At 70.2% G+C, this 14047-nt stretch carries 12 protein-coding genes; 4 read left to right on the top strand and 8 right to left on the bottom strand.

The features are described from left to right. The first annotated feature begins 108 nt into the window (after positions 1–108). Positions 109–549 carry a VOC family protein gene (locus tag ACFXMG_RS02015; RefSeq protein WP_383813834.1) on the top strand — a complete coding sequence of 147 codons (441 nt, stop codon included), beginning with the start codon at positions 109–111 and terminating at the stop codon, positions 547–549. A gap of 25 nt (positions 550–574) precedes the next feature. Here ACFXMG_RS02015 and ACFXMG_RS02010 read toward each other — a convergent pair whose 3' ends face one another. After that, positions 575–1249, bottom strand: coding sequence for a TetR/AcrR family transcriptional regulator (locus ACFXMG_RS02010; RefSeq protein ID WP_383813832.1), 675 nt, complete (start codon positions 1247–1249; stop codon positions 575–577). A 210-nt stretch (positions 1250–1459) separates the two neighbouring features. Here ACFXMG_RS02010 and ACFXMG_RS02005 point away from each other — a divergent pair, with 210 nt between their 5' ends. Together ACFXMG_RS02005 and ACFXMG_RS02000 are read left to right on the top strand one after the other, a co-directional pair. Then, positions 1460–2539: a serine hydrolase domain-containing protein gene (locus ACFXMG_RS02005; RefSeq protein WP_383813968.1), complete on the top strand. Its 1080-nt coding sequence runs from the start codon at positions 1460–1462 to the stop codon at positions 2537–2539. 43 nt (positions 2540–2582) lie between these two features. Next, a complete protein-coding gene (locus tag ACFXMG_RS02000; RefSeq protein WP_383813830.1) occupies positions 2583–2978 on the top strand; it encodes a cupin in 396 nt (131 codons plus the stop codon). A 95-nt stretch (positions 2979–3073) separates the two neighbouring features. Here the strand turns inward: ACFXMG_RS02000 and ACFXMG_RS01995 are convergent, their stop codons facing one another. After that, positions 3074–3973: a GNAT family N-acetyltransferase gene (locus tag ACFXMG_RS01995; protein WP_383813828.1), complete on the bottom strand. Its 900-nt coding sequence runs from the start codon at positions 3971–3973 to the stop codon at positions 3074–3076. 208 nt (positions 3974–4181) lie between these two features. Further along, complete coding sequence (locus ACFXMG_RS01990) at positions 4182–4919, bottom strand: hypothetical protein (protein WP_383813827.1); 738 nt, start codon at positions 4917–4919, stop codon at positions 4182–4184. Positions 4920–4998: 79 nt separating this feature from the next. On the opposite strand from ACFXMG_RS01990, the gene ACFXMG_RS01985 reads away from it, so the two are divergent. Further along, complete coding sequence (locus ACFXMG_RS01985) at positions 4999–5901, top strand: LysR family transcriptional regulator (protein ID WP_383813825.1); 903 nt, start codon at positions 4999–5001, stop codon at positions 5899–5901. A 30-nt stretch (positions 5902–5931) separates the two neighbouring features. On the opposite strand, the gene ACFXMG_RS01980 is transcribed toward ACFXMG_RS01985, so the two are convergent. The 5 genes from ACFXMG_RS01980 to ACFXMG_RS01960 all read right to left on the bottom strand — a co-directional run bounded on the left by ACFXMG_RS01980 (position 5932) and on the right by ACFXMG_RS01960 (position 13972). Beyond that, positions 5932–7443: an alkaline phosphatase family protein gene (locus ACFXMG_RS01980; protein WP_383813824.1), complete on the bottom strand. Its 1512-nt coding sequence runs from the start codon at positions 7441–7443 to the stop codon at positions 5932–5934. A 136-nt stretch (positions 7444–7579) separates the two neighbouring features. Then, positions 7580–10441, bottom strand: a complete 2862-nt coding sequence (locus tag ACFXMG_RS01975; protein WP_383813822.1) for a ricin-type beta-trefoil lectin domain protein — start codon at positions 10439–10441, stop codon at positions 7580–7582. Positions 10442–10505: 64 nt separating this feature from the next. Then, positions 10506–12122, bottom strand: a complete 1617-nt coding sequence (locus tag ACFXMG_RS01970; RefSeq protein WP_383813821.1) for a beta-N-acetylhexosaminidase — start codon at positions 12120–12122, stop codon at positions 10506–10508. Positions 12123–12128: 6 nt separating this feature from the next. Further along, entirely contained in the window at positions 12129–12995 is an 867-nt protein-coding gene (locus ACFXMG_RS01965) for a carbohydrate ABC transporter permease (RefSeq protein WP_383813819.1), read from the bottom strand. Further along, positions 12992–13972: a carbohydrate ABC transporter permease gene (locus ACFXMG_RS01960; RefSeq protein ID WP_383813817.1), complete on the bottom strand. Its 981-nt coding sequence runs from the start codon at positions 13970–13972 to the stop codon at positions 12992–12994. Before ACFXMG_RS01960 ends, ACFXMG_RS01965 begins: the two co-directional genes overlap by 4 nt. Between the last annotated feature and the right edge of the window lie 75 nt (positions 13973–14047).

The raw sequence follows: 14047 nt of genomic DNA, 5'->3' as shown, positions 1-14047 counted from the left end.
ATACCGAACGATGCCGATGCACGGGTGTCGCGAGCGGGCCGCCCGCTCCGTCCTCGGTATACCGGTGGTGGCCTCGGAGGACTGTGCACAGCAGTAGGGAGCACCACCATGACGCTTCAGCGGATGGACAACGTCGGGATCATCGTCGAAGACCTGAACGCCGCCGTCGCCTTCTTCACCGAGCTGGGAATGGAGGTCGAAGGCAGGGGGCGGATCGAGGGCCTCTTCGCGGACCAGGCCGTCGGAATCGACGGAGTCCGTAGCGAGATCGCGATGATGAGGACCCCGGACGGCCGCGGCAAGCTGGAGCTCGCGCGGTACGACACCCCCGCGGCGATTGGCGACGGCTCGCACCACCCGGCGCCGAACACGCTGGGCCTCCACCGGGTCATGTTCGCCGTCGACGACATCGACGACACCCTCGCCCGTCTGCGCCCCCACGGCGCCGAACTGCTCGGCGAGGTGGCGCGGTACAAGGACATCTACCGCCTCTGCTACCTCACCGGCCCCTCGGGCATCCTCCTCGCCCTGGCCGAACAGATCGGCTGACGGCCGCGGCCCTTCGGGCCGGCCCTCACACGGAGGTCGGCCGGCCCGTCGGGATCGCGGCCTCGATGTGGGCGAGGTGGGCGGCGAGGATCTCTTCGAACGCGGCGTGGCGGTCGACCCCGAGGGGGCGGAGGTCGCGGCCGAAGTGGGCCAGGGCGGGGAAGCGTTCGGGGTCGGCGCCGAGTACCGCGACGCGGAACAGCTCCATGCCCTGCTCGTACTCCTCCGGGGTGATGGTGCTGACCCCCGCCTCGGAGGCGATGAGCGAGGCGATGAGGACGGCGAGCCGGTGATAGCGCGCCGGGATCTCCTCGTCGGGCAGTCCCGACGCGCGCAGGGCCTGTAGCGCCTCTTCCATGACCAGCCGCGAGCCGGCGCCGCCCGACGCGTACCGTCCCCAGACCGCCGCGAGCTGGGGCTGCTGGCCGAACGCCTCCCTCACGCGCAGGGCCAGGGTGGTGATGCGCTGCTTCCAGTCGCCCTCGGCGCGGTAGCCGTCCATGGAAGCCAGGAGGATCCGGTCGGCGACCGCGCGTAGCAGCTCCGTCTTGCTGCGGAAGTGCCGGTACAGGCTGGAGGAGTCGGTCCCGAGGGTCGCGGCGAGCTTGCGCACGCTGAACGACTCCGTGTCGCTCGTGCGCAGCAACTCCGCTGCCGCATCCAGGATCTCCTCGGTCGACCAACGCCTTCGACCTGCCATTTCGCCCCTCTCGTCGCACTCATTCTAACCATGCACTTGGTGTTGCACGCGCTGCGTGCATAATGAGGACATGAGCGTGCCGAGCGTCGCGGCAAGACCGGGCCGCCGTGGAGTTCGCCTCGAAAGCCATGCGAAAGGACGGATGTCGTGGGGAAGTTACTGGATCCGACGGCGCTGGACGCCGCCTTGGAGAACGTCCACCAGGCCGGGATGCCGGGCCTGTTCGCCGAGGTGCGTGACGGCGACCAGGTCTGGCGCGGTGCGGCCGGGGTCGCCGATGTGGCCACCGGCCGCCCCGTCACCGCCGACATGCGGCACCGGGTCGGCAGCATCACCAAGACCTTCACCGCCGCCGCGGTTCTCCAGCAGGTCGAGGCCGGTCGGATCGGTCTCGACACACCGATCGGCCGGTACCTGCCGGGTCTGGTTCCCGGCGCACGCGGTGACGCGATCACGGTCCGGATGCTGATCAACCACACCAGCGGCCTCGCCGAGTACCTCCCGTACGCCTACCCCTCGTTGAAGGCGTTCCCCTCCCTCGCGGACACCAGCCCCCAGAGCCTGGACGACCACCGCTACACGCTCTTCGACCGCACCGAACTGATCGAGCTGGGCGTCGCCGCCCCTGCCGTCGGCACGCCGGGCGGCACCCTGGGCGTGTACTCCAACACCAACTACCTGCTCCTCACCCAGCTCCTGGAGCACGTGACCGGCACGACGGCCGAGCGGTACATCACCCGGAACGTCATCGAGCGCGCCGGACTCCAGGACACGGCCTTCCCCGCCGGACCGCACATCGACGGCCCCCATGCGCGGCACTACGAGGCGTGGTTCGGCATGATCGACCCGCCGCGTGACTACAGCGTCTACGACATGTCATGGGTGGGGCCCGCGGCCTCGCTGATATCGACCGTCGCGGACCTCAACCGCTTCCTCGCCCTGCTGCTGGCCGGCGAGATCATCAGCCCGTCGTCGCTGGCACAGATGCAACGCACGGTCAGGATCGTCTCCCAGGAGGGAAAGACGGTCGACTACGGCCTCGGTCTGTACCCGATGGAGACGCCACATCCTCGCACCGAGCAGCGCACTGAGCAGTGCACCTTCTGGGGCCACGGCGGCACGGTCTGGGGTGCCGGAGCGCTGGCCATGATCCGTGCCGACGGCCGGCGGCAGATGGCCGTCGCGGTGAACCTCCAGCGGTGGAACAGGCTCGACACCTCCGGCAAGCCCGAGCCCCACCCCATCGACGAAGCGCTCGCGGCCCTGTACCGCGTGGCGATGTACGGCTGACACCTCACCCGATGCAGGACCACATCAGGAAGGACGTCCCCGCATGACCGTCACCCCGATCGAACTCTTCGGATCCTTGATCCACCTTCACCCCAGCGGCCGGATCGACACCGAGCAGCCCGCCACGGACACCGAGCTGGAGCGGGACGGCTGGCTGCTGATGGTCGCCCACGCGGAGACCGACGACGACGTCCACGGCGACCACTGGGAAATCCACACGGAGGCGGACGAGTTCGTCTCCTGCCTCACCGGCGGCATACGCGTCATCCTCCGCCCGGACCAGCCGGGAGACGAAGAGGAGGAGATCGCACTGCCGGCGGGAACCGCGGCGATCGTGCCCCGAGGCCGATGGCACCGCCTCGCGGTGGACGCCCCGAGCACCATGATGGCCGTCACCCTGCCCCGCGGCACCCACGAGGAAAAGCGCACCGAAGGCTAGCCCGAAGCCCCACCCGCGGGCCGCAGACAGCCAGAGACCGGTGAGTGGTCCGGCCCTGCCCAAGGACCGGACCACTCACCACGGGCTACTCCTCGCTAGGAGGCGTCGCCCGTCGGGTGGAAGTTGATGCGTTCGCTGATGACGGGGAAGCCGGCCTTCGCGAAGTTCGCGGCCATGGGGAAGTTGCCCTGGTCGGTCGCTCCGGTGATGAACTCGGCGCCCTGCTCGACGAGGTGGTGCGTGCACTCCGCGAGGAGGTCGTAGGCGTAGCCTCGGCCGCGCTGTTCCGGTACGACTCCGATGAAGCCGATCGTCGGACCGGAGGGGTTGTGGGCCGGGATGTGGATGCCGGCCAGCTCGCCCTCCGGCGTGCGAGCGATCTGCCACCACTCCCGCGGGGAGGGGCACCAGTGGAAGAAGTCGAGCTCCTCCTGGGCTGCCCGGTCGAGTCCGCCCTCCTCGATGGCCCGGATCGCGTGGGCGTCCAGGGTGACGGAGTGGATACGGCGCAACGCGTCGAAGAACGCGGCGTCGTCCGGCTCGGCGCTGAACCGCAGGCGTCCGGGCCGCTCGGGCAGACCTCGCTCCGGAGTCCAGCGGTACAGGAAACGTTCCACCAGGAGCTCGTACCCAGCGGCTCGCGCGGCGGCGAAGCGCGCCTCGGCGCTGGCGCGCAGGTCGGCGCTGTCCCGCCAGCCACCGGGCAGGTTGATCTCGAGTTCGACCTGCCAGGGAGCGGAGCGGAGCAGCTCGACCCCGGCCTCCTCCTCGCCCTCGGCCACGTCGAACCAGTTGATGTTGACAGGCTCCGAGTCCTCGGGCCCGCCCCACCACGCCCCGCGCGCGACGACCTCGCCGTCGCGCAGGGCGACGCGCTTCCACTCGGTACGGAACTGGGTGCGCCGATGCTTCTCACGGGCGCCCAGCGGGTCGGGGAGTGCGTCGAAAAGATGAGCGTCGCTCGCGGAGAGCGCGCGGATGACCAGATCGGTCATGGATTCCTCCGGGAAAAAAGCTGCTTGGAGCGCTCCCGGTCAGAACTCGCGAATCACGCCGGGACAGCGAACGAGGGAGCGCTTGGTGAAAGATCTGAACCGCACAGCACTCGCCTCCTTCCATCCGTCTCAGGGCGTGCAGCCACACAGTACGTGATCTTCCGCGGATCCGCCCACGAATTACCGCGAGGTTCGAACGAAGTCTCGATCACGGGGTCGGCGGGGCCGTCAGCGCCGCGACGAGGCGGGCGAACTCCGTGCGTTGCCGGGCGGTCAGGGTGGCGTAGAGCGGTGTCTGGAGTTCGTCGGTGAGGTGCTCGGCGCGCTGCCACCGGGGGATCAGGGTCTCGGGGGCCGGTGTCGGCTCCGGCCAGCCGTAGTGGCGGGCCTGGTCGACGCCGAGGTTGACGGTCATCGCTTCCCAGGCGCTCAGCCCGCTCGCCCGTACCGCCGCCAGGTGGCAGGCGCCACGGTGCTCGCGCAGAACGTGGAGGCGCTGCATGGCCGCACCGACGGGGTCGTCGGCGGGGCAGGGCAGCGTATGCCACCCGGCGAACAGGGGGAGTGCGTCGGCGTCGGCGGCGTCGATCAACCGCTGGGCCAGGTCGTTGACATGTTCCACGTCGACGTCAGCGGGGATGTGGGCCCGCCCCCACGCACGGACCGCCTGCGCATACAGCTCGGCGGCTTCCTCCGCCCGCATCGCGGAACGCCCCGCCAGCCAGCCCGCGGTGACCAACTCCGGGCCGAGGAAGCCCTGCACCGCCTGGACCACTTCGACCGGCACCTCGCCGAGCACGCCGAAGCGGCCCCGGCAATAGAAACCGCGGCCCGGGGGAAAGCCGGCGTCCCGTCCCACGGCGGCGGTCGCCTCGTCGGACATGAACTCGTCACCGAAATCGTGGATGGGCCGGGCGACGGCCGCGATGCAGCTCAAGATCTCCATGCGCTGACGGTCGCTCATCACGAAACAGCAGGTCAAGGGGATCTTTCCTGAGGTGACCCTTTAGGTAACCTCACGCTTCATGCTCGATCTCCGCCGTCTGCACATGCTCAGGACCGTCGCCGCCCGAGGCTCCATCACCGCGGCCGCGCGATCGCTGGAACTGTCCGCCGGGGCCGTGTCCCAACAGCTCTCCGCGCTGCGGCGGGACGTCGGCGTCGAACTGCTGCGCCCCGACGGGCGCACCGTGGCGCTGACGGAGGCGGGACGGACCCTCCTCGACCACACCGACCGGATCCTCGCCGCCGTACGGGAGGCGGAGAACGCCGTCGCGGCCGTCAAGGGAACGGTCGGCGCGACCGCCACCCTCGCAGGGCTGCCGTCGACGGCCTCCCGGATCCTCGCCCCCGCCCTGGACGCCCTGCGCACCCGCCATCCAGGGCTCACCCTCACCTGCCTGATCACCGACCAGGCCCAACTGCGAGAACTCACCCTCGGCACCGTCGACGTGGTGGTAGGACAGCGGTACCACCACCTCCCCGACGCCACACCCCAGGGCATCGAGGTCACATCCCTCCTCGACGACCCCCTGCTCATCGTCACGGCAGCAGACCGAGCCGACGAACACCCCGTCCCCCTCCGCGAACTGGCCACGCGCGACCTCGTCCTGCCACCGCCCACCACGGACTGTGGCCAAGCCGTCCTGCACGCCTGCCACCAGGCCGGCTTCACCCCCACGCCCCGCTACGTCACCGCCGACATCGCCGCCCAGCTCACCCTCGCACGATCCGGCCTCGCCACCGCGCTCGTCCCCCGAACGGCCATCGACCCGACGGCATCCGGAATCCGCACGACCCCCATCGAGGACCGCCCGATCACCCGCCTCCTGTTCGCCGCGACCCGCTGCACCGAAACCCCGAACCCGACAACCACCGCCGTCGTCACGGCCCTGCACACCGCCGCCCACGCCCACCACCACCCGTGACCACCGCTCCCAACCCGCGCCTTCCAGCGCCTAGTTCGTCGTGACGCGGACCTGGTCGATGACCCAGTACCAGTTGTTCTCGCCGGTGTAGCGGAATCTCACGCGGACGTTGGTGGCGCCGGTCGGTACGTTCAGCTGGAGTTGCTCGGTGCGGGAGAGGGCGTCGCTCGTGTAGGTCTTCACGCTGATCGGGGTTCCGCCGTTGTAGCTGACCAGCACCTCGCCCTTCTGGGGGCTTTCCTGGAGGTAGTGGGTGACGTAGGTGAGGGTGGCGGTTCGGCCGGCGGTGACCGGCCAGGCGGGGCTGATCAGGGTGGAGTCGAAGGTGCCGGTGCGGGGGGCGTCGTACCACTCGTCGCCGTCCGCTACCGCGAAGACGTCGCGCGCGCGGACGTTGGACTCGCGTGACTGGTCGGGGGCCGCCTTGGTCCAGAACTCGTCGGTGGTGAACGTCCAGCCGCGCCACTCGGTGACCCCGCCCGTACCCATCCGGGAGTTGTCGACGGACCAGCCCGCGGGCGGGGCGTGCGTGAAGCCGACGACGCCCGCGCCGATGTGCGTCTCGTCGACCGGCCCCTGGAGCTGCGCGCGCAGGGCGTCGAAGTCGTCCGGGGAGGGCTGGGAGAGAGGGCGGCCGTCGAGTGCCCAGGCGGGGTCGATCGGGATCCCCAGGTGCGCGAGGGCAGAGGCGGCGACATCGGGCAGCTTCACGTCGTACCGGACCGAACCCGGTGCCGTGGTGCCTCCGGTGGCGATGACGAACGTCTGCCGCTCGGGCCAGCTCGATCCGCCGTGACCGCCTCCGTCGGTGTGACCGTGGTCCGTGGTCACCATGATCAGCCAGTCCTCGGAGGCGTACGAGGCCCGGGACTTCACGGCCGCCACGATCTCGCCCACCCTGCCGTCCACACCATGGATGGCGTCCAGGTACGCCTGGCTCGCCGCGCCGTGGTTGTGGCCGGCGTGGTCGACGTCGTCCAGGTGGACGAAGACGGCGTCCGGGTTGGCGTGACGCAGCTGGGCGACGGCCCGGGAGGTCGTACCGGCGTCGTACTCGGCACCGGGCGTCGAGATCCGGGTGTCGACCTTGGCGGAGAGGATCGTGTCGGTGATCGAGTTCCAGGAGGCGACCGCGTACGTGGACAGCGAGGGCCTGGCCGTCTCGATACGCGTGAGGAAGTCCGGGTACTGGGCCAGCCTGTGCCCACCGAACGAGTTGTCCCTGACGTTGTGCTTGTCCGGCCAGACCCCGGTGAGGGCGGTCGACCAGCCAGGGCCGGACATTGTGGGCGCCATGGGCTGCGCGTAGAGGGAGCTGGTGGCGGTGAGGCCCTGCGCCATCAGAGACTTGAGGTGCGGGGCGTCGGCGTCCCTGACCCGCTTGAGCAGCGTGCCGTCGAGTCCGATGACGAGCACTTTCGGCGTACGAGCGGCGGCGCGGGCCAGGGTGGCGAGGGGGCCGGCCGAGACCGCGAGGGCCGCGGCACCGGCGAGCAGCGAACGGCGGCTCAGGTGCATGTTCCGTTCCGTGTTCCGTTCCATGTTCCGTCTCCTGTGGGCTATCTGGGTCCTCCGGCCCGGCCGGAGGAACGGTGCGGAAGAGCGGTGGGGAAGGGCAGCGAGGGGACAACGGCCCGGGCGTCCGGAGATGCCCGGGCCGCTGGATGCCGGGTCCCGGCTAGAAGTCGTAGACCTCGATCGACCAGAGCGAGTAACCGAACGCGCTGCCCCGCTCGGTTCCGTACACGCGCAGATAGCGTCCGGAGCCGTTGAGGTTGATCAGGTCCTCGGTGCCGCCGACGCCGGCGGTCGTGGCGTGGACGGTCGTCCAGGTCGTGCCGTCGTCCGAGGTCTGGATCTGGTACGCCTTGCCGTACGCGGCTTCCCAGGCGAGCTTGACCTGCTTGAAGGAGCGCTTGCTGCCGAGGTCGACCCGGATCCACTGCGGGTCGGAGTACGTACTGGCCCAGCGGGTGGAGGCACTGCCGTCGGTGGCGCGTTCGGCGCCGAGGCCGGCGGCTTCCGTCGAGGACGCCGTGGTCGGGCGGCCTCGCGCGAGGTCCGTTCCGGTGACGGTCCACTGGAAGGTGGCGAAGCCCGAGGCTCCGGTGGTGTCGGTGACCGTGAGGGTGACGCTCCGGGATCCGACGCTGACCGGGGTGCCGCTGATCTGCCCCGTGGTGGCGTTGACCGACACCCCGGCGGGCAGCCCGGAGGCCGCGTACGTCAGGGCCGCGCCGGACGAGCTGGCCGCCTGGACCTGGATCGGGGCGATGGCGCTGCCCGCCGCGCCGGTCCTGTCACCCGGGTTCGTCACCGTCACCGTGCCGACCGAGCCGCCGTCCACGGGCGTCAGCTTGAGGCTCTGCGCGGCGACCGGGCGGGTGTCCCCGGCCGTCCCGCCGTTGTCCCAGCCGCGCTGCGGGGAGGTGAGGACGGACTGGGTCCCCTGGTCGGTGAGGCTGAGGGCGAGACCGCTGTAGCGGTTGACCAGGCGGAAGGAGCCGGTGGCGACAGAGGGGCCGCTCGTGGCCGGCGCCTGGGTGATCTCCTGGATCGCCCACTGCTGGCCGACGGCCGGGGCGGCTCCGAGCGTGCCGAGGATGACGCCGGCGCCCCACGCGCGTCCCGCGTCGCCGCCGCCCACTCCGAGGGCCTGGCCGGAGGAGGCGTTGGTGATGCTGTAGAAGCCGTCGCCGGTGGGCTTGAACCTCCACTGCTGGGCGGGGGCCGTTCCCGAGGGGGAGGTGCCGAGGGCGGAGCCGTTCTGGGCGAGGTGGCGCCCGTTCGCCGCGCCGATCCGGTAGGTGCGGCTCGCGGTGACCGGCGGGGTGGGCAGGTCGGCCGAGGAGCGCGGGGTGATGGTGATCTCGGCCCCCGTGCTGGGGCAGTCGATCAGGCAGTACGAGCGGAAGGTCTTGCCGACGATCGTGGTGCTGGTCTTGCTGACCGGGTCCAGCATCCAGCGGTACCAGGCCGCGTTCGGCACCTCGGGGACCCAGCCGATGTCGGTCCACTTCTGGGTGGCGAGGTCGTCGGTGGCGTAGAACTTCAGCGGGGTGCGGGTGCCCGTGGCCTGGGCGATGTTGTTCTGCGGGGTGCCGATGTACTTGCCCAGGTACGCGTTCCACGTGATGTTCATGACGGCCAGCTGCGAGTGGTCCGGCATGGTGCCGTTGGCGACCTGGGTCTGCACCGTCCCCTTGGTCATGGGGGAGTAGTCCTCGGCCGGGGCGGTGTAGCCGCTGCCGATGCCCTCGGACGGGATGATGTTGCTCTCCGCCCCGCCGGTCCCGGGGGTCGACCAGGCGCCGTCGTACCACTTCCTCCACGAGGAAGGCGCCATCTTCTGCGAGATGGGGGCCCGGGCCACGTGCTGGAGCCAGATCGCCTTGCCCGTCTTGTTCAGCGCGCGGCTCGCGTAGAAGACGTAGAAGTAGCCGGAGGGGTGGTCGACGAAGAGCCGCGGGTCGCCGTCCCCGTAGTAGTACGTGTCGTGCGGGAACGCGGCGGTGTCGCCGCGCTTCGTGCTGAACGGGGAGGTGATGGCCTCACCCGCGATGTTCCAGGTCTTTCCCTTGTCCTTGGAGACCGTGTAGTCGATGGAGTCGTAGTGCAGGCCGTCGCCGAAGGGCTGGGGCGTGAACTCGTTGTGCACCAGGCCGTACCACCAGCCGGTGTCGGGGTCGACCCAGACGCCGAGGAGGTCGCAGTAGTTGCGCTGCGTGTAGTGGCTTCCCGACACGTACGTCGACTTGAGGCCGGTCGGGCTGTTGTCGCAGCGCTTGGTGGTGTCGTCGTTCCGGTCGGCCGGGTCGGCCGGGTTGACCGCCGTACTGATCGGGTCCTTGGTGACGGTGTCGAAGTCCGTGCCGGAGTAGAAGTCCCAGCGGCGCGGCGCGTTGCTCTCGTACAGGGCGAGGGCGTCCTGGCTGTAGAACTTCCCGTTCGCGTCGATGTACACCGAACGGGGCGTGTCGCTGCCGTTGTGGAAGGGGACGTCGGCGCCGGCGGACAGCAGGTACTTCGGCTGCGGCGCGGTGGACGCCTGCCACTTCTGCGCCGTCTGGACCGGATCGCAGGACGCGAGGCCCACGCGCGCGTTGTTGACGACGCCGCCCTGGACGGCCAGGCACTTGCCGGACTTGGCGCTGTAGATGGTGCCGTCCGGCAGGTACCTGAACCTCTGCCGGTCGGAGCTGGAGCAGTCGTAGAGCTGGACGAGTGCGCCGGTGGCGTTGGAACCGCCGGTGACGTCCAGGCACTTGGTCTGCGCGTTGACGGTGATCGTGACGCGGCCGTCGTCCTGCCAGGTCCAGCTCTGGGCCGCGCTGCCGTTGCAGCTGTAGAGCTGGACGACGGCGCCGTTGTTCGTGTCGAAGTCGGCGTCGTCGAGGCACTTTCCGCCGATGGTGATCGCTCCGGGGCCGGCCGCGGCGGCCGCCGCGGGCGTGAGCGCGGCGGTGACGCCGGCCGCCAGGGCGAGAGCCGTGCAGGCGGCGAGTCCGGTCCGCGCGACCGGGGTTATTCTTCGTTGCACAGTTTCCTCCAGTGTGGCTACGGGACGGGTACTGCGCTGAGCGTGCTCGTCCTACCGGGCACGCTCAGGTCTTGATGTGGGCCACCAGACCTTCGATGAAGGCCGCCCACTCGTCGCGGGTCGAGGTCTTCCCCTCGACCCCGGGGCGCGTCTGCCAGGGCAGCGGGCCGCCCTCGCGGCGGTACTCCACGCCGATCGCGTCCAGCCGGAGCAGATGGGGCCGGAGCCGGTCGCGGAACTCCTCGAAGTCGCGCTCGCCGGTGCACCAGAGCGCCTCGGCTATCGCGCAGAGCCGGGGGAAGGCGTAGTAGTCGACGGTGCGCGGCGAGTCCATGTGCTCGGTCCACACGTTCGCCTGGCCGCCGAGCACCCGTGCCGCCTCCTGGGGGCCGAGCCCGCCCGGTACCGGGTCGAAGCCGTACGCGTCGCGCAGCGTGAGGGGGACGGCGAAGGGGATGGGCTCGTCCGGCAGTTCCGACTGCCGGTAGTCGAGGTAGACCTGGTCGTCCGGGCAGGACACGACGTCGAAGCCCCGCGAGGCGGCGGTACGCGCCCCGGTCATGCCCCGCCACGAGGCGACGACCGTGCTGTCGAGCAGGCTGCCCTCCAGTACGTCGTCCCAGGCGAAGACGCGCCGGCCATGCGTGGCCAGGTGCTCGGCGAGGTTCTTCAGGAACCACGCCTGGAGCTCGCTCTCGTCCCTCAGACCCCGAAGGCGCATGAGTTCCTGCGTACGCGGATCCTCGCGCCACTGGTCCTTCGGGCACTCGTCGCCGCCGATGCCGACGTACGGCGAGGGGAAGAGGTCGACGATCTCGTCCAGTACCTCACGGAAGAACGCCACCGTGGAGTCCTCGGTGTTCAGCAGATGCGGGCTGATGCCCCACTCGGTGCGCACCTGGAGCGGTTCGCCCGACACACCGAGCTCCGGGTACGAGGCGATGGCCGCCTGGGAGTGCCCGGGGACGTCGATCTCGGGCACGACGGTGATGTGCCGCTCCGTCGCGTAGGCGACGATCTCCCGGATGTCGGACCGGGTGTAGTAACCGCCGTGCGGCCTCCCGTCGCCCGGCGCCCCGTCGCGCGCTCCCAGCTGGGACTCGCGACGCCAGCAGCCGACCTGGGTGAGCCGGGGATGGCGGCGGATCTCCACCCGCCAGCCCTGGTCGTCGGTGAGGTGCAGATGCAGCAGGTTGAACCGGTGCAGCGCCAGGAGGTCGATGAAGCGCAGGAGTTGGTGCTTGGGCATGAAGTGGCGTGCCACGTCGAGCATCACCCCGCGCCACCGGAACCGAGGGGCGTCCTCGACGGTGACGGCCGGCATCCGCCACTCGCCCGGCAGCGGGGAGCGCCGGTACACGGCCGGCGGGAGGAGCTGGAGCAGAGCCTGGCAGCCGTAGAACACCCCCGCCGCGTCCCCGCCGGTGACGAGGACTCCCCGGGGGCCGCTGGCGAGGCGGAAGCCTTCGGGCGCCGACTCCCCGTCCAGGGCGAGGACGATGCGGTGCGGTCCGGCTCCGGACGGGGACACCGGGAGGCGGAGACCGGTGGCGGGCCGCAGGGCCGCCTGGAGCCAGTGTGCGACGGATGTGAGCTCGGCGGGGGCGACGATCGTCGTCGCGTCCGTGAGCGTGAACTCGCCTTCGTCCGCGCGGAACGACGCGGGGCGGGGCAGGAGCATGGGGCGTCAGCCTTTCACTGCGCCGGCGGAGACGCCGGAGACGAGCTTGCGCTGGATGAGCAGGAAGAAGACGACGACCGGCAGGGAGAAGAGGACCGAGCCGGCCATCTGCCCGCTGAAGTCGGTGCCCGTCGTCGGGTTGGTGAAGGACTCCAGCCACACCGGCAGGGTGTACTGGCTCTGGTCCTTCATGAAGGTGTACGCGACGAGGTAGTCGTTCCACGCCGCGATGAACGCGAAGACGCTGGACGCGACCACGCCCGGCGCCACCAGGGGGAACAGGATCTTGTAGAGGACCTGCCAGGTGGAGGCGCCGTCGATCCGGGCGGCCTCCTCGACCTCCGGCGGGATCGCGATGAAGAAACCCCGCATGACCCAGATGGAGAACGGCAGGACCGTGGCGACGTACGCGAGGATCAGACCGGCGTACGTACCGAGCAGTCCCATGCGGTTGAAGACGAGGAAGGTCGGGATGAGCAGGGCCGTGGCCGGCAGCATCTGGATGACCAGGATCGTCACCATGATCGTGCGCCTGCCCCGGAACCTGAACCGCGACAGCGCCGCCGCCGCGAACATCCCCAGGAGCACCGCCAGGACGACGGTGCCGCCGACGACGATCAGGCTGTTCCACAGGTTCGTGAGGAACGTCGTCCCGTTGACGGCGGTGTCGAAGTTCGCCAGGGTCGGCGACGTGGGGACGAACCGTGGCGTCGTCGTCATCGCCTCGGACCGAGGCTTGAACGCCGTGTTGACCATCCAGTACACCGGGAAGATCCACACCAGGCAGAAGAGCACCGCCAGCGTGTTCACCAGCGGCCCGCCGCGCGGTCCGCTCGCCCGGTCCCGACGGCGGACGCGTACACGGGTGCTCACAGGTCCTCCCCGGAACGCAGCAGGCCACGGATGTAGAAGGCGGTGACGGTGACGAGGATCAGGGTCGTCACCACGGAGAGCGCGGCGCCCTGCCCCACCTCGAAGCCGACGAACGCGGTGGTGTACGCGAAGATCCCGAGGGTCGTCGTCGCGGAGTCGGGACCACCCGCCGACACCAGCCAGATCTGGTTGAAGACGTTGAAGTCCCAGATGACCGACATGAGGGTGACGAGCATGAGGGTGGGACGGAGGAAGGGCAGGGTGACCGACCACCACAGGCGCCATTCCCCCGCGCCGTCGAGCCGGGCCGCTTCCTGGAGTTCGGCCGGAAGCTGCGTCAGCGCCGCGTACAGGGTGAGGGCGATGAACGGCACCGCCTGCCACACGACGAGCAGCCAGATCGACAGGGAGGCGAGGAAGGGGCTGTTGGCCCAGTCCGTGTCGGTCATGTCGCCGAACAGACGCGTCTGGGTCAGCATCCAGTTGACGACGCCGTACCCGGGCTGGAAGAGCCACTTCCACACGAGGGACGAGGCGACCGTGGGCATCGCCCACGCGAGGATCAGCACCACCGTCACCAGCGTGCGCAGCCCGGCTGCCAGCTTGGTCATCATCTGGGCCACCGCCACACCCGCGACGATGCTGCCCGCCACCATGGCCGTGGTGAACAGGGCGCTGCGCACCAGGGCGTCCCAGAACCGTCCGTCGGACAGGAGGGCCGTGTACTGCCGGCCGCCGACGGAGTCGTACGCCCCGGTGAACAGCGACCGCTGGTCGTAGTCGGTGAACGAGGTGAAGACCAGGAAGACGATGGGCGCGACCGTGACCGTGAGCATCACCAGACCGGCGGGGGACAGCAGGAGCCAGGCGGCGCGGGTGAGGTGGCGGGAGTGGGAGGGGGAGCGGGAGCCGGAGCGTGCGGGGGACGGCCTGGCGTGAGGCACGCGGGGCGTCGGTGCTGAGGGACTCGTCGTCATGGGCTTCTCTTGTCGGCTTCGGGACGTGAGCGCGGGGGTGCCCCGAGCGGGGCGGGGCACCCGTTGCGCTGGTGC

The sequence above is a fragment of the Streptomyces sp. NPDC059201 genome, assembly GCF_042754585.1.
Classification (GTDB): domain Bacteria; phylum Actinomycetota; class Actinomycetes; order Streptomycetales; family Streptomycetaceae; genus Streptomyces.
The sequence above is the reverse complement of the archived record's forward strand: the minus strand, read 5'-3'. Positions and strand labels throughout refer to the sequence as shown.